Origin of the sequence: Peribacillus aracenensis (genome assembly GCF_025175645.1) — a bacterium.
In the GTDB taxonomy this organism is placed as follows: domain Bacteria; phylum Bacillota; class Bacilli; order Bacillales; family DSM-1321; genus Peribacillus; species Peribacillus aracenensis.
The window spans coordinates 20768-38266 of record NZ_JANZMJ010000018.1; the positions used below are offsets into that span (position 1 = coordinate 20768).

General features: G+C 41.8%; 20 protein-coding genes and 1 riboswitch. Of the genes, 16 read left to right on the top strand and 4 right to left on the bottom strand.

What is annotated here, in order from left to right; translation table 11 throughout:
* Positions 1 to 113: 113 nt before the first annotated feature.
* The 10 genes from N0M92_RS17635 (at position 114) to N0M92_RS17680 (ending at position 8923) form a co-directional block, all read left to right on the top strand.
* Positions 114 to 560 (top strand): ATP-dependent metallopeptidase FtsH/Yme1/Tma family protein, encoded by a 447-nt coding sequence (locus N0M92_RS17635; protein WP_260287043.1) that lies wholly within the window; start codon positions 114 to 116, stop codon positions 558 to 560.
* Positions 561 to 732: 172 nt separating this feature from the next.
* A complete protein-coding gene (locus N0M92_RS17640; RefSeq protein ID WP_260287044.1) occupies positions 733 to 1599 on the top strand; it encodes an amidohydrolase family protein in 867 nt (288 codons plus the stop codon).
* Positions 1580 to 1909, top strand: coding sequence for a UxaA family hydrolase (locus N0M92_RS17645; protein ID WP_260287045.1), 330 nt, complete (start codon positions 1580 to 1582; stop codon positions 1907 to 1909). Before N0M92_RS17640 ends, N0M92_RS17645 begins: the two co-directional genes overlap by 20 nt.
* Complete coding sequence (locus N0M92_RS17650; protein ID WP_260287046.1) at positions 1906 to 3069, top strand: UxaA family hydrolase; 1164 nt, start codon at positions 1906 to 1908, stop codon at positions 3067 to 3069. Before N0M92_RS17645 ends, N0M92_RS17650 begins: the two co-directional genes overlap by 4 nt.
* 30 nt (positions 3070 to 3099) lie before the next feature.
* Positions 3100 to 3915: an SDR family NAD(P)-dependent oxidoreductase gene (locus N0M92_RS17655; protein ID WP_260287047.1), complete on the top strand. Its 816-nt coding sequence runs from the start codon at positions 3100 to 3102 to the stop codon at positions 3913 to 3915.
* On the top strand, positions 3912 to 4685 hold the full coding sequence (locus N0M92_RS17660) for an SDR family NAD(P)-dependent oxidoreductase (protein ID WP_260287048.1): 774 nt from the start codon (positions 3912 to 3914) through the stop codon (positions 4683 to 4685). The genes N0M92_RS17655 and N0M92_RS17660 overlap by 4 nt, the downstream gene beginning before the upstream one ends.
* Before the next feature lie 15 nt (positions 4686 to 4700).
* On the top strand, positions 4701 to 5615 hold the full coding sequence (locus tag N0M92_RS17665; protein WP_260287049.1) for a fumarylacetoacetate hydrolase family protein: 915 nt from the start codon (positions 4701 to 4703) through the stop codon (positions 5613 to 5615).
* Positions 5608 to 6033, top strand: coding sequence for an RbsD/FucU family protein (locus N0M92_RS17670; protein ID WP_192206403.1), 426 nt, complete (start codon positions 5608 to 5610; stop codon positions 6031 to 6033). Before N0M92_RS17665 ends, N0M92_RS17670 begins: the two co-directional genes overlap by 8 nt.
* A 23-nt stretch (positions 6034 to 6056) precedes the next feature.
* Positions 6057 to 7397 (top strand): sugar porter family MFS transporter, encoded by a 1341-nt coding sequence (locus tag N0M92_RS17675; RefSeq protein WP_260287050.1) that lies wholly within the window; start codon positions 6057 to 6059, stop codon positions 7395 to 7397.
* Positions 7398 to 7507: 110 nt separating this feature from the next.
* A riboswitch (ZMP/ZTP riboswitch) is annotated at positions 7508 to 7586 on the top strand.
* A 137-nt stretch (positions 7587 to 7723) separates the two neighbouring features.
* Positions 7724 to 8923 (top strand): phosphoglycerate dehydrogenase, encoded by a 1200-nt coding sequence (locus N0M92_RS17680; protein WP_260287051.1) that lies wholly within the window; start codon positions 7724 to 7726, stop codon positions 8921 to 8923.
* A 235-nt stretch (positions 8924 to 9158) separates the two neighbouring features.
* Here the strand turns inward: N0M92_RS17680 and N0M92_RS17685 are convergent, their stop codons facing one another.
* The 3 genes from N0M92_RS17685 to N0M92_RS17695 all read right to left on the bottom strand — a co-directional run bounded on the left by N0M92_RS17685 (position 9159) and on the right by N0M92_RS17695 (position 10337).
* Positions 9159 to 9326, bottom strand: a complete 168-nt coding sequence (locus tag N0M92_RS17685; protein ID WP_192206401.1) for a hypothetical protein — start codon at positions 9324 to 9326, stop codon at positions 9159 to 9161.
* Positions 9323 to 9454 (bottom strand): hypothetical protein, encoded by a 132-nt coding sequence (locus tag N0M92_RS17690; RefSeq protein WP_260287052.1) that lies wholly within the window; start codon positions 9452 to 9454, stop codon positions 9323 to 9325. The genes N0M92_RS17685 and N0M92_RS17690 overlap by 4 nt, the downstream gene beginning before the upstream one ends.
* A 424-nt stretch (positions 9455 to 9878) precedes the next feature.
* A complete protein-coding gene (locus N0M92_RS17695; RefSeq protein WP_260287053.1) occupies positions 9879 to 10337 on the bottom strand; it encodes a hypothetical protein in 459 nt (152 codons plus the stop codon).
* A gap of 272 nt (positions 10338 to 10609) precedes the next feature.
* Here N0M92_RS17695 and N0M92_RS17700 point away from each other — a divergent pair, with 272 nt between their 5' ends.
* From N0M92_RS17700 to N0M92_RS17715, 4 genes are all read left to right on the top strand, one after another.
* Positions 10610 to 11668, top strand: a complete 1059-nt coding sequence (locus N0M92_RS17700; RefSeq protein ID WP_260287054.1) for a M4 family metallopeptidase — start codon at positions 10610 to 10612, stop codon at positions 11666 to 11668.
* Between the two features lie 32 nt (positions 11669 to 11700).
* Positions 11701 to 12012, top strand: coding sequence for a protealysin inhibitor emfourin (locus tag N0M92_RS17705; protein ID WP_260287055.1), 312 nt, complete (start codon positions 11701 to 11703; stop codon positions 12010 to 12012).
* Positions 12013 to 12464: 452 nt separating this feature from the next.
* Entirely contained in the window at positions 12465 to 13019 is a 555-nt protein-coding gene (locus N0M92_RS17710) for a competence protein ComK (RefSeq protein WP_260287056.1), read from the top strand.
* A 163-nt stretch (positions 13020 to 13182) separates the two neighbouring features.
* Positions 13183 to 13452: an excalibur calcium-binding domain-containing protein gene (locus tag N0M92_RS17715; protein WP_098370146.1), complete on the top strand. Its 270-nt coding sequence runs from the start codon at positions 13183 to 13185 to the stop codon at positions 13450 to 13452.
* 495 nt (positions 13453 to 13947) lie between these two features.
* Here N0M92_RS17715 and N0M92_RS17720 read toward each other — a convergent pair whose 3' ends face one another.
* The gene (locus tag N0M92_RS17720) at positions 13948 to 14244 is read right to left on the bottom strand and encodes a hypothetical protein (protein ID WP_260287057.1); all 297 of its coding nucleotides are present in this window, start codon (positions 14242 to 14244) and stop codon (positions 13948 to 13950) included.
* A gap of 445 nt (positions 14245 to 14689) precedes the next feature.
* On the opposite strand from N0M92_RS17720, the gene N0M92_RS17725 reads away from it, so the two are divergent.
* Both N0M92_RS17725 and N0M92_RS17730 read left to right on the top strand, forming a co-directional pair.
* A complete protein-coding gene (locus tag N0M92_RS17725; protein WP_260287126.1) occupies positions 14690 to 16012 on the top strand; it encodes an Nramp family divalent metal transporter in 1323 nt (440 codons plus the stop codon).
* A 95-nt stretch (positions 16013 to 16107) separates the two neighbouring features.
* Complete coding sequence (locus tag N0M92_RS17730; protein ID WP_260287127.1) at positions 16108 to 17085, top strand: 2-hydroxyacid dehydrogenase; 978 nt, start codon at positions 16108 to 16110, stop codon at positions 17083 to 17085.
* Positions 17086 to 17499: the final 414 nt, after the last annotated feature.

Consider the following 17499-nt stretch of genomic DNA (forward strand, 5'->3'; position numbering starts at 1 on the left):
ATTTTTTACTAAAATTATCCATTTGACAAGTGATACACCGATAGTTTAATTGTTAATAATTAACTATATATGATACTATTGCCTGTAGTTTGTTTTTGTGGGAGAGATTTGATATGAAGCGGATTTTCCGTAGTAAAGTATTTTATTTATTAATCTTTTTGGTTACTTTGGGAATTGTGCTGGTTTTTAATAATGATAAAGAACCGACTGAGAAATTAACTGAAGATGAATTTTTTACAACTTTAGAGGATGGGAAAGTGACATTTTTAAAGGTGGAGCCACAAAATAGTGTTTATGAAATAAGAGGCCGGTTGGCAGGGTATGAAAAGGATCGATACTTTATCGCATCTGTACCAGATAGTGAAATTTGGCAAGATAGAATGAATCACGCCATAAGGGAACATGATATAGAAAAAATTGAGTTTACGCCAGAAAACAAAGAGACAAGTGGATGGGTCACCTTTTTTACAACGACCATTCCGTTCGTAATCATTTTCATCCTGTTCTTGGTCGTTTTACTATTTACAGTTGTAATAAAAAGATTGAACCGTCCTAGATGATAAAAAAACTCGCCGTTCCAATTGGGAATGGCGAGTTTTCTTATTAATAAGAGTTGAAAATGGTAATTCCATTTGGACAGTTCAAGAGATTTCATTAAATTTATTGACAATTTAAAATATTGCTGTTATTTTAATGTTACCGGTAACATAAAGATAACAAGAGGAGGTCAGCATGGTGATTGATGCACATCAGCATTTTTGGAGAATTGACCGAGGTGATTACTCTTGGCTTACACATGATATGGGAGTCCTATATCGGGATTATCTTCCCGATGATTTATCACCCTTAATGCATAAGAATGATATTTCGGGGACGATCCTGGTACAAGCGGCTCCAACCTATGAAGAGACTCTATTTCTATTATCCTTGTATGACCGCCATGACTGGATATATGGCGTGGTGGGCTGGCTTGACTTATCTGCTCCAGCATTCCCGGAGCAATTGGATTCTTTGATGAAACGACCGGGAATTGTTGGTTTACGCCCTATGTTGCAGGATTTGGAAGACAGTGCCTGGATCTTACAAGAACAAGTGGTGGAAAATCTGAAACAGCTTATTCGATATGATCTTCCGCTGGATTTGTTGATTAATCATAAACATATTTCAACTGTTTTAACATTAATGAAAACGCTTCCGGATTTAAAGGCTGTCATCGACCATATGGCTAAACCGAATATATCAGCTGGGGAATTATGCAAATGGCAAGAAGAGATGAATGCTTTGTCACAGTTTCCGAATATGTGGTGCAAAATGTCGGGTTTATTGACCCAAGCGGCTCCTGAAATGTGGAAGATGGATGACTTTAAGCCATACATACAACATATTGTTCGGGTATTCGGGCCGAACCGTTTACTTTTCGGCAGTGATTGGCCTGTATGTTTATCAGCTGGGAGCTATGAAGAGGCAGTGGCGGTCATAAAAGGGAATTTACCGGAAACTTTGACACTAGCTGAAATAGATGGAATATTTCATGGAAATGCTAAAGCCTTTTACAAGCTAAAGGAAAGGGGAGAAGAAAATGGGCAAGCTAGTTTATGAACAGGACATTACAAGCATCGTCATGTCTGATCAGGATAATGTTGCGACATCATTGAAAGATGTAGAAGAAGGGGAAACATTACTCTATGTCATCAATGGTCAAAAAGAGGCAGTGGAAGCAAAGCGTTCGATTCCATTTGGGCATAAAATCGCAATCAAACCGATTCAGCGATCGGCGGCTGTCATCAAATATGGAGAAGTGATCGGTGCAGCGACGATGGATATCGAGCCTGGTGAACATGTCCATGTACATAATATTGAGGGAATCAGAGGAAGAGGTGATAAGGCGGAAGGGGAGCAAAAACAATGAGCATGATAAAAGGGTATCGCCGTTCAAATGGGAAATTTGGAATCCGTAATCATCTATTGATCATTCCTACCGTCATTTGCGCCAATCATGTGGCCAACAGAATCCAGCAAGCTGTACCGGAATCAGTGGCCATTCCGCATCAGCATGGATGCAGCCAGATTGGTGATGATAAAGAACGTACACATAAACTACTTGGCGGAATGGGGAAAAACCCGAACGTTGGAGCGGTCCTGTTAATCAGCTTGGGCTGTGAGGTGATTGATGCCAAAGTATTGAAACAGGAAATCGAAGAAGAAACGGGAAAACCAGTGGAGTGGCTAGATATCCAAGATGCAGGCGGGACGATAAACGCGATTAAGAAGGGGACTGAAGTGGCGAAGGGGTTATTTCTGGAACTCGAAAAAGTGCCGCAAGTGGATGCCCCCATTTCAGAATTGATAGTAGGCGTGAAATGCGGCGGTTCCGATGCTACATCCGGATTGTGCAGCAATCCCGCTTTAGGGAGGACGGCTGATCAGCTCCTGAAAAAGGGAGGTACGATCGTAATGGGTGAAACCACGGAAATCATCGGAGCTGAACATCTTGTTGCCCAAAAAGCAGTGAGTGAAGAAGTGGCAAATAAACTATATGCATATGTTGATAGATTCGAAAAAGAAGTGGAACGCATCGGGGCCGATATGCGCGGCGGAAACCCGAGCCCGGGCAACATTGAGGGAGGGCTCTCGACCATCGAGGAAAAATCGCTTGGCTGCATAAGTAAAGCAGGTACAGCCCCATTGAACGATGTCTTATCATTTGCGGAAGCAATCCCGGGTAATGGCTATTACTTCATGGATTCCCCGGGGAATGACATCGAGTGTGTTTCAGGCATGGCGGCAGCCGGTGTACATATGGTCTGCTTTACGACGGGAAGAGGGACACCGACAGGGAACCCAATTATCCCGGTCATCAAAATAACGGGAAATGAACATACGGCCATCAAGATGATCGATAACATCGATATGGATACAAGCCCTGTCATGAAAGGAAAAGAAACGACAGAGGAAGCGGGAAATCGCATTTACGAAACGATCGTTAAAACGGCACAGGGTGAGCTGACAAAGGCGGAAATTCTAGGGCATCAGGAATTCAGCATCAGCCGGATCAGCATCAGTCTTTAGAAACGGATAGGAAAAGGGAGGAGAATTCATATGGGTAAATTGAATAATCGAACAGCACTTGTCACAGGAGGCAGCAGGGGAATCGGTGCAGCGATTGTCATGAGATTGGCTGAGGAAGGTGCCAATGTGGCTATCAACTATACATCACCAGGTTCATTTGAAAAAGCGAACGCTTTAAAAGAAAAAGTAGAATCCGAGTTTCATATCCAAGCGATCGTCGTGAAAGCGAACGTTGGGTTGAAGGAAGATGTCGATGCCATGATCGATGAAGTGGAAAAAGAATTGGGAACAGTGGATATTTTAGTGAATAATGCTGGCATTGCCCCGTTTGAGCCTTTTTTGAGCCTTTCGGAAGAAACATGGGATGATACGTATCGGACCAATGTGAAATCGATCTTTTTGACGACGCAAAGAGTGGCGAGGAGAATGATTGAAAATAAATATGGCAAGATCATCAATATTACATCAACGGCTAGCGTCCTTGTCACGAGTCCGGTCATTCCCCACTATATTTCATCGAAAGCAGCTGCCTCTCATTTAACGAAGGCATTGGCGGTCGAGCTAGGAAAATACAATATCAATGTGAATGCTGTCGGCCCAAGCACCGTTGCGACGGATATGTGTGAGGAATATTTGGAAGATCCGCAAATTCTCGCAAAAGAGATTGAAGCCAATCCGATGAAAAGACTTGGGACGGAAAAGCAAATTGGTGATTCCGTCGTATTTTTGGCTTCCGATGAAGCTATGCAAATCAACGGGCATCTGTTAATGGTGGATGGCGGTTTAACGGTGAAAGCGGCGCAGCCTGAAGATCATATGAATCATGAACAGGAGGTAACGTCATGAGACTGCAAAATAAAATCGCTGTCATCACTGGCGGGGGAAGCGGGATCGGAAAGGAATCAGCCCGTTTATTCGCTAGTGAAGGCGCATTTGTCATCATTACCGATATTCATGCAGAAAATGGGCAGGGCACTGTTTCTGAAATAAAGAAAGCTGGCGGGAAAGCGGCATTTTATGAGGTGGATGTAACGAATCCGGAAGCGGTTCAATCTGCAATCTCCCAAATCATCGAAACCTATAAGAAAATTGATATATTGTTCAACAATGCCGGAATCTCGAATGTGGGCAGGGTGGACGAAGTGGAACCGGATGTGTGGGACCGAATCATGAGCGTGAATGTGAAGGGGGTATATCTGCCTTCTAAATACACGATTCCTTATATGATGGAACAAAAAAGCGGGGTCGTTATCAATATGTCATCATGTGCAGCGGAAATGGGTCTCGTGAAACGCGCCGCATACTCAGCAACGAAAGGCGCTGTACTTGCTTTGACGAAAGCGATGCAAGTGGACTATGCGCCTTATAATATTCGGGTGAACGCTTTATTGCCAGGTACGATCCTGACTCCGTTCGTCGAAGATTACTTGAAAACTTCCTATGACGATCCTGAGGTAGCCATCGGCACGATCAAGAAAAGACAATTGAGCGGAGATTTGGGCAGACCTGGTGATGTGGCAAAAGCGGCACTGTTCTTAGCTTCGGACGAGTCTGCGTTCATGATGGGATCCCCTTTATATATCGATGGCGGGGTTGTTTTTGGAAAAAATGCATAAAAGGAGGAAGAAACGATGAAGTTAGCTACTTTTATAAAAGGTGAACAGCAAAAACTGGCTGTTCACATTGAGGATCAGTTAATAGATATCGAAGAAACGGCGAAGAGAAATGAATGGAACCAAATCGTGTCGGATGTCATGCAAGTGATAAATTTCAGCCAATCCGAACGGGACGAATTTGAAAGGAAGATCCATGAGGCTGTCAGAGAAGGAATGGCAGCTACAATGGAAGAGAAAGGGCTCGCATTCGGTCCCAGTGTGACGAAGCCGCATAAAATCATTTGCGTTGGATTGAATTACAAAAGACATGCGGATGAAACGAATGCACCATATCCTGAAGTGCCAATTTTATTTAACAAGTTTGATAATACATTAACGGGCCATGGATGTGAGATTGCCATTCCAAGCGTAACGAACGAGCTGGACTATGAAGTGGAACTCGGAATCGTGATCGGCAAAAAGACAAAGAACGTTTCGGAAGAAGCGGCACTGTCCCATGTGTTCGGGTATTGTACGGTCAACGATTTGTCGGCAAGAGATCTGCAAATGAGAACGCCGCAATGGCTGCTTGGGAAAACGTGCGATGATTTCAGCCCTGTTGGACCTTACTTGGTAACAGCGGACGAAGTGGGAAATCCAAACGACCTGCAGTTGAAAACGTACGTAAATGATGAAATAAGGCAGAATTCAAATACATCCGATATGATCTTTTCATGCGCGGAAATCATCAGTTATATTTCCAAGCATATGACATTGGAACCGGGTGATCTTATATTGACAGGTACACCTGAAGGAGTGGTATTGGGCTTGCCGGCCGAACAGCGTGTGTATATTCAGCCAGGGGATGTGGTCACCGTTGAAATCGAAAAACTGGGAGCACTCACGAACACATTCGTGACTGAAAGCGAAGAGGCCATGACGAATGCTTAAAGGAATTCCGCCCATACTTTCTCCTGAATTGATGAAGATCATGATGGAGATGGGGCACGGTGATGAAATCGTACTTGCAGACGGGAATTACCCGGCTGCAAGTCATTCAAACCGGATCATCAACGGTCATGGACATGGTGTGGCCGACTTCCTGCAAGCGATATTGGCGTTTTTTCCACTCGATACGTATGTCACACATCCCGTCATACTGATGAACCCTGTGGAAGGCGATGAAAAAAGCCCTGTAATCTGGAAGAGTTATGAAGATATAATAAAAAAATCGAACCATATCCCCATCAACATCGGAAAACTGGAACGAATGGACTTTTACGAACGAAGTAAAGCGGCCTATGCCATTATCGCAACAAGTGAACGGGCACAATATGCGAATCTCATATTGAAAAAAGGTGTACTTTAATTTATCTAAAAGGAGTGAACACTTTGCAAAAAATTCCGAATATTATGTATGTTTATGCGATCTTTGGCGGCTTGGCCGGACTATTATATGGTTTTGATTCCGGGGCCATTTCTCCTGCAATCCCATTCATCACCGAGGAGTTTGGACTAAGCCCGTCAGGTCAAGGATTGATCGTGAGTTTCCTGCTATTGGGGGCATTGCCTGCCATAGTCCTCTCCACTTCACTATCAAAGGTGCTTGGAAGAAAATCGCTCCTGATTGGAGCAGGCATCACATTCATCGTCGGGTCGATTGGCTGTGCCTTCGCTACAAATGTAAGCGTTTTAATTGCGTCGCGATTCATCCTTGGAATCGGCTGTGGAATAGCCAATATGTGTTCTCTTATTTATCTGGTGGAATTGGCTCCTCCTAAAATCAGGGGATTGATCGGTGCTTTATATCAATTAAGTGTAAACGTCGGGATCTTGAGTGCTTACATAGTGGGGGCTTCCTTCTCCGCTAGCGGATCTTGGAGAATCATGCTCGGAATCGGGATCATTCCAGCAGCAATCTTCACATTTGGAATGCTTATCTCACCGGAAAGCCCACGGTGGCTCATGACTGCAGGAAAGGAGGACCGTGCAAGGAAAGTCTTGATGAAACTAAGGGGAACGAAGCTGGAAGTGGAAGATGAAATAAACGATATCAAGCATTCTCTTAAACAGCAAAGCGTAGGGTTCAAACATTTAGTACACCAATATAAAAAAATATTGAATATGAATTTCATTCTAACATTCTTCCAGGTCTTCACGGGAATCAATGCCGTCGTATACTTTGCCCCAATCATTTTCGACGGGGTTGAAATCAACGGATGGAGCGGTTCCAATATAGCAAACTTCGGAATCGGGACGGCCTTGGTCGTTTCCACTGCCATCTCGTTATTCATCGTTGATAAACTAGGCAGAAAAACGCTGCTCATCTACAGTATTGGCGGTCAGGTCCTGCCGCTGATCGGATTGGCACTACTTTCGGATTATACGATCTTCAGCATGGTTTGTGTGTTCTTATATGTCTTCGCATTCGGAATCGGCCTTGGACCCGTCTTCTGGCTATTCATTCCGGAAGTGCTGCCATTGCAGGCAAGAGCGATCGGAATGGGCGTCATCACCTTTTTACAATACACATTGAACTTCCTTTTTTCATACACGTTCCCGCCACTGTTAAGTGTCATTGGCAATAACGTCTTTCTCATTTATGCGGTCTTATCAGTGGTCGCTTGCGTATTCATACACTATAAAACTCCTGAAACGAAAGGGAAATCATTGGAGGAAATTGAAGAATACTGGCGTGAACAAGATTTGGCAAAGGCCATTAAACCTGCTTGAATTCGGCCATTGCAGCCATGGTAAGTTGCGGCTTCTGCAAAAAAAGAGATAAACCTTTAAAAATGATATTGAAGGTTGCTGAATAGTTTGATAAAATAAAATAAATGAAAAAGACTATGTGCAACTGGCGAAACACGGATAACCGTGAGGGAACACATAGTGTCGTAGCCGTTCGCCTGGGCAGAGGTAAGGGATGTTATCCCTTGCCTCTTTCTGTATATTAATAGATAGTGAAGGTTTAAAGTATGCAGATTTTCATGGGCTTAAAAATCCTGTCAGTATTTTGAAATTTCAAAACTATCATAAGCGAAAGAGGAGCAAACAAAATGAGCACATTACTTTTAGAAAAAGTCAAAACGATCAAAGCGTTAAATAATATTGCCGAAAGCGGGCTGAATGTATTCAATAAAGGCGAATTCAAGGTCGACAATGACAGTGAAAACCCTGATGCGATCGTTCTTCGCAGCTTTAACATGCATACTATGGAATTCGGCGATCAGTTAAAGGCAATCGCAAGGGCAGGGGCTGGAGTCAATAATATTCCGGTCGATAAATGCACGGAGCAAGGAATTGTCGTTTTCAATACACCTGGTGCTAACGCAAACGCTGTAAAAGAAATGGTGCTGACGTCATTAATGGCTTCATCTCGTAACCTTTTTGCAGGTGTGGCCTGGACTAAGACGCTTGAAGGCGAAGGAGAACAAATCCCAAAGCTTGTTGAAGCAGGAAAGAAACAATTCGTTGGTAAAGAAATCAAGGGGAAAACTCTTGGCGTAATCGGTTTAGGTGCGATCGGTGCACTTGTAGCGAATGATGCCCTGGATTTGGACATGGATGTCATTGGGTTTGACCCGTTCATCTCTGTTGATACAGCTTGGAACTTGTCCCGCAATGTACAGCGCGCCATGACAATTGAAGAATTGTTTGCAGAATCTGATTATATTACAGTACACGTTCCATTAACTGACGACACAAGAGGAATGTTTAACCAAGAAACATTCAGCATCATGAAGCCGGGCGTACATATCTTGAATTTCTCACGCGGCGAGCTAGTGAATGAAGATGATATGCAAGCTGCACTTGAAAGCGGAGTAGTAGGCAAGTTCATTACTGACTTCCCGAATGAAAACGTGTTGAAAATGAAAAATGTCGTTCCAATTCCGCATCTTGGTGCCTCTACGCTTGAATCAGAGGAAAACTGTGCCATCATGGCAGCCCGTCAGTTGAAGAACTTTTTAGAAACTGGGAACATCAAGAACTCTGTGAACTTCCCAAATACTTCCCTTCCTTATACAGGAAACCGTCGTGTGGCAACTTTCCACGAAAACGTTCCGAACATGGTTGGGCAAATCACACTGGCTGTATCTGGCTTTAATCTGAACATCGCTGACATGGTTAACAGAAGCCGTGGGGGATATGCATATACGATCATCGACATTGACGGTGAAGTAAACGGCGATATCATTCCTGGCTTGGAAGAAAAAATCAAACAAATCGAAGGCATCGTTACAACTCGCATTATCTAATTTGAACAGGAAGACTTTCTTGCTCAAATAATAAGTGAAAGCCCCAATTCCTTTACGGAGCTGGGGCTTTTTTAGGCCTTGTTATTGATTTTTGTGATAAAAATGCCAAGTTATTGCGTGTTGAGAACCTAGGGTTTAAAACGAACACATCCCGGCAGCTCCATACATTCAATTGAGGTAAAAACTTCCTACATCACGAATTGCTAAGCATCGAAACTCTCCAATCAAAAACCTGTTATGGTTTCACATCAGGATTTTCTTCATAATGTACAAACAACATCAAGTAGATGGCGAATAGAAGATGCAAATAAAGTGGAATATTCTTATCGTTTTGAACGACAACAAATATGTAAATTCCATATAGCAAAATTGGAATGGTTAAAAGGATTCTCAGCTTAGTCATAGGTCATCCTCCCAGTTAGCCTCGAATAATAATACATCAAGCAGTTGAGCCATTTGAAAATCATTTTCTGCTATTGCTTTCATTAAACTTGCACAATTATTTTCCTTAAGAACATCTGCTGGTTTCATAGTTTCATCCCCTTAGATTACAGAATATTCTGTCAATAGTATTACTACAATAGTATGAAGGACAGGGGAAATGATGTCAATCTATATTCCATTTGTACTCATTTTGAGTTAAAGTTGTCTACCAAAATCACTATCTCATATATATATCTACTTAGTGAGATGGGCAAAAAGGTACATGTCTTTATTCAGAAGACCCCTCAAACAGGATAAGCAATGCGGTCAGTTGAATTGCAAGTGAAAGTGCCAAGGGGTCACTTGGTGCGAACCTGAATCAATGTAATCTCCAAATGCTCATCCATCCTGTCAGTTCAATAAGGCGCTTGGTAATTTGCTATCGTAAAAGAATCGTCCCAATGTGATACAGAGACGATTCCTTATGTTAAACACGATTACTGCACAGAATGATTACCCTATATCAACTTCCCTACAAATTATGATGAAGGATACTCGATGTTAAAAAAGCTCCAACAGGAGGTAATTGCTCGGTAAAGGCGCTACCGCTAGCAGGAAATTGATTCAAAGGTATATCAGTGGTGGCAATCCAAGACCCAGACTCACCTGCTTGCAGAGAGGGAGGCTTCATGAGAAAACGTCCTTGTAAAATAAAATGCCGAATCCTAATCTGTTTATCATCAATCATGGTTAAATTGCCAGAGAATGTGGCATAAGGTGAATCAAATGAGATTTGTTTAGTGCTTTCATTCCAAAATCCATTAATTGGAATTGGTGTACCCCGAAAATTAATTGTACCCATTATCCTGTTATCCGTAATAGAGTTAATGGCAAGTGTACCGAAAATGATCGTTCTGCCAGCAATTGAAGCGTGGATGCCCCATAATGTTGGGAATGGAAAGCTAACCGAAGCAGTGCCCTGTGTTACCAATGCTATGCCCTCCCTTAAATGTTGTTTATGTCTGAGGAAGCTTCCTTGTGTAAAGATACAATCCAGTATATGCAGCACGGGCAGAATAATCCAATAAACAAAGGTGAAGTATTACATCCCTGCCTGAAAAAAGGATTGAACGGGTCGCGAGGAATGGAATGAAGGGAAATGAGGTAAATACGGCGAAAGTAATCTATAGAAATGTGTTGAAGAAAAGCAGCACTCTTAAAAAAATGGTATAGATCGTAAAAAACTTTAAAGGAGTGACGAATATGCATAATAAGGATTGTTCCAAAAAGTGTCAGTGTTTCATCGTACCTAATTATATTCTTGAGAATTTGGCACAAAATGAAGTGGAAGAAGCGCGGATCAGTTTAGCGAAAAGCCGTCAAATGCGCAGGCGCAGAATCATTAAAGAATATGATATTGACGGTGTTATCGCATTAACGGATGCAGGATCTGAACGTCAAGGTGAATCTGCCCGACATGTTTACGATTGTAAAGGACGAACGAAACTCCGGCAGAATGAGGCAAGGAAAGAAGGAGATCGATCAAGTGCAGACCCTGTTGTTAACGCGGCATACGATTATAGCGGAGTTGTGCGTGACTATTTCAAGGATGTCTTGCACCGTAATTCAATTGATAACCAAGGCCTTGATCTCATTCTGAACGTTCATTATGGGAATAAATTCACGAATGCCTATTGGGACGGAGATGAAATGGTATTTGGTGACGGCGATGGGGTCATCTTTAGCAATTTTGCCAATTCACTCGATGTAATTGGACACGAACTGACACATGGGGTTACGCAGTTCACAAGCGGATTGGAGTATGAAGGTCAGTCCGGGGCTTTGAATGAACATCTTTCAGATGTGTTTGGAGTTGCCATAAAACAATTTCACTTAAAGCAAACGGCAGGAGATGCCGATTGGCTAATCGGTGCTGATATAATGGGACCAACACTGAAAGGGCAGGCACTCCGTTCGATGAAGGCGCCAGGTACTGCATTTGACAATAAGTTAATGGGTAAAGATATTCAGCCTGATCATATGAAGAACTTCTATAAAGGAGAACGCGATAATCATGGTGTCCATATCAATAGCGGCATACCAAACAAGGCCTTTTATCTAGTATCCATGGAGATCGGAACGGACAAGGCGGCTTTGATCTGGTATAATGCGATGCAGAATTTATTTGCAACGGCGAACTTCAATCAATTCGTGCAAATTGTCATCAAAGCAGCGCAAAAACTCGTTGATAGCGGAGAAGTGCCTGAAACAGCCATAGGAACAATTGAAAATGCTTTTAAAGCAGTTGGATTGCCTGAGTAGTCATATTCCATGAATAGGAGGACTCATCTAACATGCATATCAAATTTAGCTGCATAGGGGGATTTGCCAACCTCGACTTGAATTGCCAGATAGATACAGATGAATTGCCAAAAGAGCAAAAGGAAGAATTGCAGAACTTAATGATGACAGCAGATCTTCCTAATGCTGCCGAAAGCAAAAAAGTAAAAGCGCAAGGGTTCGACGCGTTTTCATACCAACTGGATATAGCGGATGAAAAGAAGAAGCAGTCTTTCTCTTTTACTGACATATCAGCTCCAGAGGAAGTGCGGCCCTTATTGGATTATTTACGGAATTTAGCGATTGAAAAAAAGATGGCAGAATAACCACGTCAAAAAAAGTCTATCATCACGATAGGCTTTTTTTGACGTATCTTAAAACTTCACAAAAATGTCATTTCATTTCACTTTTTGGCTGTTTGTTCTCTAAATGGACACAAAATAACAAGGAAATCCCGATCTGAGCAGCAGATTTTAAAAGGAAATTCAAGATTTTTTATAGAGTGAGCCAATTAAACAGGAAATGCAGCCACAAAAGGGAAGGAATTTTGATAGAGGTAAAATCAGATTGATTTTACAAAAAATACATAAAATAGGATAATAGTCGCATGGAGGTGAGTGACATATCTGAAAGGAGAGTGCTAGAGACGGAAATAAAAACCCCTAGGTGAGGACGTCCTGGAAGACATCACCTAAGGGCTTGCGAGCAGGAGTATACCTGCCTCTATGTCCAGTATACTCCAAAAAAATGAATAGGGAAATGGGGAGTGAATGGAACGATGATACGAAAAAACTATTTATTGAATATGGAAACGGTCGGAATGATGGAGCATTACGATTCCAATGGTGTGGAGATGACCACGGTAGTGGAAGGTGAGAACACATTCCATGTTGCCCAACCGCGACAGGAAATCCTGAATAACACGCTGAACCACTTTGGGCTGGATCTAGATGGAGGACTTGCAGCAGCCAAATCCGTGCTTGGCGGTAAATACAGGCTGCCTGTCTGCATAAACGCCCAGCTGCGAATGGTCTGGTTCTCCTCCCGGTCATTCCGGAAAAGGGGAGGAATCTGGTTTTCCTACATTCATATTCGAGATCTCGAGGAAATGAACGAAAAAGAAACATTGGTCCACACAAACTATGGGCATTGCCTTCCTGTAAACTTAAGCAAAAATCAGCTTGCCTTCAAAAGGGATCAAGCCTCCTATTTGCAAACGACCTTCCATGAACGCTCATTAGGCAGAAAGACCTTTTATTACGAGCCGGGAAGCGGAATCACCTTTTGCAAAGAACCTGGGGAGGTCCATTACAGGGTGAAAGGGAAGGAATAATTAAATCAATGAGAAGAAGATCGCCGAATTGGCGGTCTTTTTTTAGGAGTAAATCAAGGGAGAGCGGGTTTAATTTAAAATATGGAAATATAGTTATTGTAAAAAATGAAATGATACATTATGATTAGTAAAAAGTTAATTTTTAGGAAAGGAAGTTCATATTTTGAAACGATTATTTGCTATTTTACTATCTTTTGGACTAGTTTTGGGTCTCTCGTTTGGCGCGAATGATGTTGCCGGTGCCAAAACAAAGGTGAAGACGTATAAAAACTGTACAGCATTGAATAAAGACTACAAAGGAGGCGTGGCTCGTACATCTTCCGTTAAAAATAAAGGAGGAAAAACGAAATACAAACCTCATGTTTCTAAGGCGCTATATGACGCCAATAAAAAAAGCGATCGTGACAAAGACTTGATTGCTTGTGAAAAATAAGGATTATTCTAAGAGGCCTTTTAAAGAAGGTCTCTTTTTATTTGGCTGTTTTCGCATTGCTATTTACCAAGTAGTGAGGTGTGGTTGATTTCCCCTTCAGATGCTCGCTTTCCGCGGGGCGGGCGGTGAGCTTCCTCGGCGTAAACGCCTCTACAATCAACCTTAAATCGTTTCATTTTAAAAACAAAAATCTTTACGAAAAGAGCCTTTTATTTAGATTGCTGCTTTACATAAATGGTAAGCAATCGGGCGGTTTAGGATGAATGGAGTCCATTACAGGGTGAAAGGGAAGGGATAATTAAACCAATAAGAGGAAGACCGCCGAATTGGCGGTCTTTTGTATTACCGACATATCATTGATCGTTTCTGCTGCCTTCTAGTTTAGTTTTAATGAACTCGATCTAAGTTCTGGGATTTCCGCTCCAGGCACGCGCTTTTCCCTTGGAGTCCCGTACTTTCCGTTCCAATCCACTATGTTTTTAAAAATTCTCTTTTTTATTTTTCAAACCGTCCAGTATGTGTATTTTCTCGATTTATAAGTGCATCACCAAGATTAATTCTGTTCATTAGTCTCTCATGGTCCGAAGGAAAACGCTCTTTAATATTTGCAACTCCCTCTATTGTTGGGATATTACCATTAGGCACAGGACGTTCTTCCCTTTGAAATCCGGGGTTCAAACTATCATCAATCATTACAGGTCTATCAATTGTATCGTTGTCATCATTATTAGTTGGGTTTCTATCAAGGTTTCCGGCATTATTAAATGAATCATTGTTATGATCTTGTGGCATATATTTCACTCCTTCGCTTATATTATCCGCTGATGGCATTAATCTATTCGCACGCTGTTCTTACCCGTAATCCATATAGTAACGAATCCTGTATTTTCTAATCCGCAACAACGCCAATTCTCTTGAATGGTCATCAAGTGCGAAGTGTCAAAAGGTTTTTTTATGAAAAGTTATTTAAAAACTTATAAATATTATTATTGACTTACATTTTAAATTGTCTTACAATTTCAAAGTGAATAGTCAAAATATTCAATTAAATGGAAGGGGAGCTTTTTTAACAAGCTGATTCACTTCACCATGAAGCATGACAACATACTGCAGTGTACACTTTATGTCAATTCGGTATAAGGTCTTGTCATAATTTCAAAATCTGTATGTCTAGAGTTATCAAAGTATGAGTGCTTTAGAAAAAAATGAAAGCGGATACATTACTCACTGGAATGGAGTGAATAACTTGAAAAATCAATCAAACCTTGCTGAATCCACTGTGATTGTTCCGGAGGTCGTAAGTAAGAAGCCGAATTTCATCACGAAGTTCAAAACATCTTATGGTCCTGGGATTCTTGCCGTGTTAACGTGGCTTGGAGCCGGGGATCTGGTTACTTCATCGGTTGCCGGGGCAGATTATGGATATAGCTTAATGTGGATTTTAGCTCTGTCATTAATCCTTCGTTTTCTTATCGTTAATGTTATCGCCAGGTTCCAGCTCTGTAACACAGAGGGGTTAACCATACTTGAAGGATATGGACGTATCCACCCATTCTTCGGTTACTTCATGTTTGGTTATGCACTAATAATGGGTCATCTTTTTAATGCATATATGATTAAGGGGGCGGGAGAGGTATTATCGACCCTATTCCATGTTAACCAGCCATTCTTAGCTTCAATGGTCGTTGTAGGATTAGTTTTTATGCTTATTGGCAGGAATATTTATAATAGAATTGAAAGTGTCATGAAAGTGCTTTTGGCGTTATTGACCATTGCCTTCTTGTTCCTGGCCATTCAAGCAACACCGGATGCGGGGCAAATCATTAAGGGAACAGTTGGTTTTAGCATTCCAAGTGATACTGGCGTTCATGGAGCATTATTGGTGGCGATTTCAATTATCGGTGCAGTGGCAGGATCGATTTCGAACTTTGTTCATCCATATTTCATGAAGGAAAAGGGCTGGACGAAACCGAGTCATGTAAAGGTTCAAAGAAATGATTTGCTGTTTGCCATCGGAGTTTGCATCGTGATTAATTTGGCCATTTGGGTGGTCGGGGCAGAAATTTTAAAGCCGAATGGAATTCATGTGGAAACGATTGATGACTTGGCAATGGCATTACAAATGTCGTTAGGGCAATTTGGCTGGTACATTTTCTATCTTGGTGTATTTGGCGTATTGTTCGCGAGTGTAGTAGGCAAGTCAACTGGTTTTCCTAGATTGATAGTAGATGCCTTTTATGTAATAAATAAGGATCGCCGCGAAAAGTACAATGGTAAATATGAAAAAGATCCAATGTATAAATGGGTTATGATTTTTGTATTGGTTACCCCAATCATTTGGTCCATTCCCGGCATGCCTGGTTTCATCGCATTGACAATCGGCGTAAATGCAATAAACATCATCGGTTTTCCTATTATCGCTATTGGGATGCTGGTGCTATCAAATAAAAAGAGCTTGATGGGAAAATATAAAAACAATTGGTTCGAAAATATCATTCTATCTTTAGCTTCCATTTTAGCGATTTGGTCCGCCATTCAATTAGCTACAACCTTTTTTTAAATAATGGTAGATTATAGGTAGAGGTATTTCAAAATACATGTGTCTGCATTTGATCCCGATGGGGTCCTACTTTATTGGAAGTGAGGGTACTAATGATGAAACCGAAAGTAATCATCTATAAGAAAGTGGATCAAGAAGTGTTGGATTATGTTCGAGAGACTTGTGATGTCGTTTATTTTGAAGGTCTTGACTCACAAAATTATTCTGAATTCCTACAAGAGCTGAAGGACGCACAAGGTATATTAGGTTCAGGATTAAAAGTGGATAAAACTTTACTGGATCAAGCACCGCAATTAAAAATCGTCTGTAATTCGTCAGTTGGTTACGACAATTTGGATATAACCGAGTTGTCCAATCGAGGAATCATGGCCACGAACACTCCAGAGGTATTGAATGAGACAGTCGCAGATACGATTATGGGCTTGATGCTGTCCACAGCGAGAAGAATGCCGGAGATGGATCAAATGGTAAAGTCAGGGCAATGGACATCGAATATCGGAGAAAAATCATTTGGGTTGGACGTCCATCATAAAGTATTAGGGATTATCGGGATGGGCGGAATAGGTTCCGCCGTTTCAAAAAGGGCCCGTTTTGGATTCGATATGAACATCCTATATCACAATAGATCCAGAAACGAAGAAGCAGAACAAAAATATGGAGCTACATACTGTTCTCTGGAAGATCTGTTAAAGCAATCTGATTTTGTCTGCTTGATGACACCGCTGACTCCCCAAACTGAAAAGATGATGGGGGAAAAAGAATTCAAGCTCATGAAAGAGACTGCCATCTTCATCAATTGTTCAAGAGGGAAAACAGTGGATGAAGAAGCCTTGATCACTGCGCTAAAAAACGGTGAAATTCACGCGGCAGGACTGGATGTCTTTGTACAAGAGCCCGTCCAGGAAGACAATCCATTGCTTTCCATGAAGAATGTCGTCACTTTGCCTCATATCGGTTCCGCAACATATGAAACCCGCCTGAAAATGGCGAAGCTGGCAGCAACCAACCTTGTAGCCGGAATACAGGGAGAAACTCCGCCTACCTTGATTAAAGCTGGAGTAAAGGTGAAGTGATTTCTTAAACAGCATTTATAAATTAGGCTGTTTTCTCATACTTTGTTGCTATTTACCAAGTAAAGCGGTGTGGTTGATTTCCCCTCCAGATGCTAGCTTTCCGCGGGGCGGACGGTGAGCCTCCTCGGCGTAAACGCCTGTGGGGTCTCACCTGTCCCGCTGCTCCCGCAGGAGTCTCGCACTTGCGCTACAATCAACCTTAAATCGTTTAGTTTTTAAAAACAATAATCTTTACGAAAAGAGCCATAAATTAAGATGGATAGCCTTATTTGGGGCTATCCATTTTTTGATTTCGCATTATTCAATATTTCTACTTCTGCAAAACAAACAAGCCCTCACTATAAATGATGGCTTCAGGCTGTAGGCGAATTAGTTACTATAGATTTCCACTCCAGGCACTCGCTTTCCGCGGGT

Bases quoted from the DNA above. Each gene is read 5' to 3' on its own strand.
- N0M92_RS17635 (WP_260287043.1), top strand. From the start codon at position 114: ATGAAGCGGATTTTCCGTAGTAAAGTATTTTATTTATTAATCTTTTTG.
- N0M92_RS17640 (WP_260287044.1), top strand. From the start codon at position 733: ATGGTGATTGATGCACATCAGCATTTTTGGAGAATTGACCGAGGTGAT.
- N0M92_RS17645 (WP_260287045.1), top strand. From the start codon at position 1,580: ATGGGCAAGCTAGTTTATGAACAGGACATTACAAGCATCGTCATGTCT.
- N0M92_RS17650 (WP_260287046.1), top strand. From the start codon at position 1,906: ATGAGCATGATAAAAGGGTATCGCCGTTCAAATGGGAAATTTGGAATC.
- N0M92_RS17655 (WP_260287047.1), top strand. From the start codon at position 3,100: ATGGGTAAATTGAATAATCGAACAGCACTTGTCACAGGAGGCAGCAGG.
- N0M92_RS17660 (WP_260287048.1), top strand. From the start codon at position 3,912: ATGAGACTGCAAAATAAAATCGCTGTCATCACTGGCGGGGGAAGCGGG.
- N0M92_RS17665 (WP_260287049.1), top strand. From the start codon at position 4,701: ATGAAGTTAGCTACTTTTATAAAAGGTGAACAGCAAAAACTGGCTGTT.
- N0M92_RS17670 (WP_192206403.1), top strand. From the start codon at position 5,608: ATGCTTAAAGGAATTCCGCCCATACTTTCTCCTGAATTGATGAAGATC.
- N0M92_RS17680 (WP_260287051.1), top strand. From the start codon at position 7,724: ATGAGCACATTACTTTTAGAAAAAGTCAAAACGATCAAAGCGTTAAAT.
- N0M92_RS17685 (WP_192206401.1), bottom strand. From the start codon at position 9,326: ATGACTAAGCTGAGAATCCTTTTAACCATTCCAATTTTGCTATATGGA.
- N0M92_RS17690 (WP_260287052.1), bottom strand. From the start codon at position 9,454: ATGAAACCAGCAGATGTTCTTAAGGAAAATAATTGTGCAAGTTTAATG.
- N0M92_RS17700 (WP_260287054.1), top strand. From the start codon at position 10,610: ATGCATAATAAGGATTGTTCCAAAAAGTGTCAGTGTTTCATCGTACCT.
- N0M92_RS17705 (WP_260287055.1), top strand. From the start codon at position 11,701: ATGCATATCAAATTTAGCTGCATAGGGGGATTTGCCAACCTCGACTTG.
- N0M92_RS17710 (WP_260287056.1), top strand. From the start codon at position 12,465: ATGATACGAAAAAACTATTTATTGAATATGGAAACGGTCGGAATGATG.
- N0M92_RS17720 (WP_260287057.1), bottom strand. From the start codon at position 14,244: ATGCCACAAGATCATAACAATGATTCATTTAATAATGCCGGAAACCTT.
- N0M92_RS17730 (WP_260287127.1), top strand. From the start codon at position 16,108: ATGAAACCGAAAGTAATCATCTATAAGAAAGTGGATCAAGAAGTGTTG.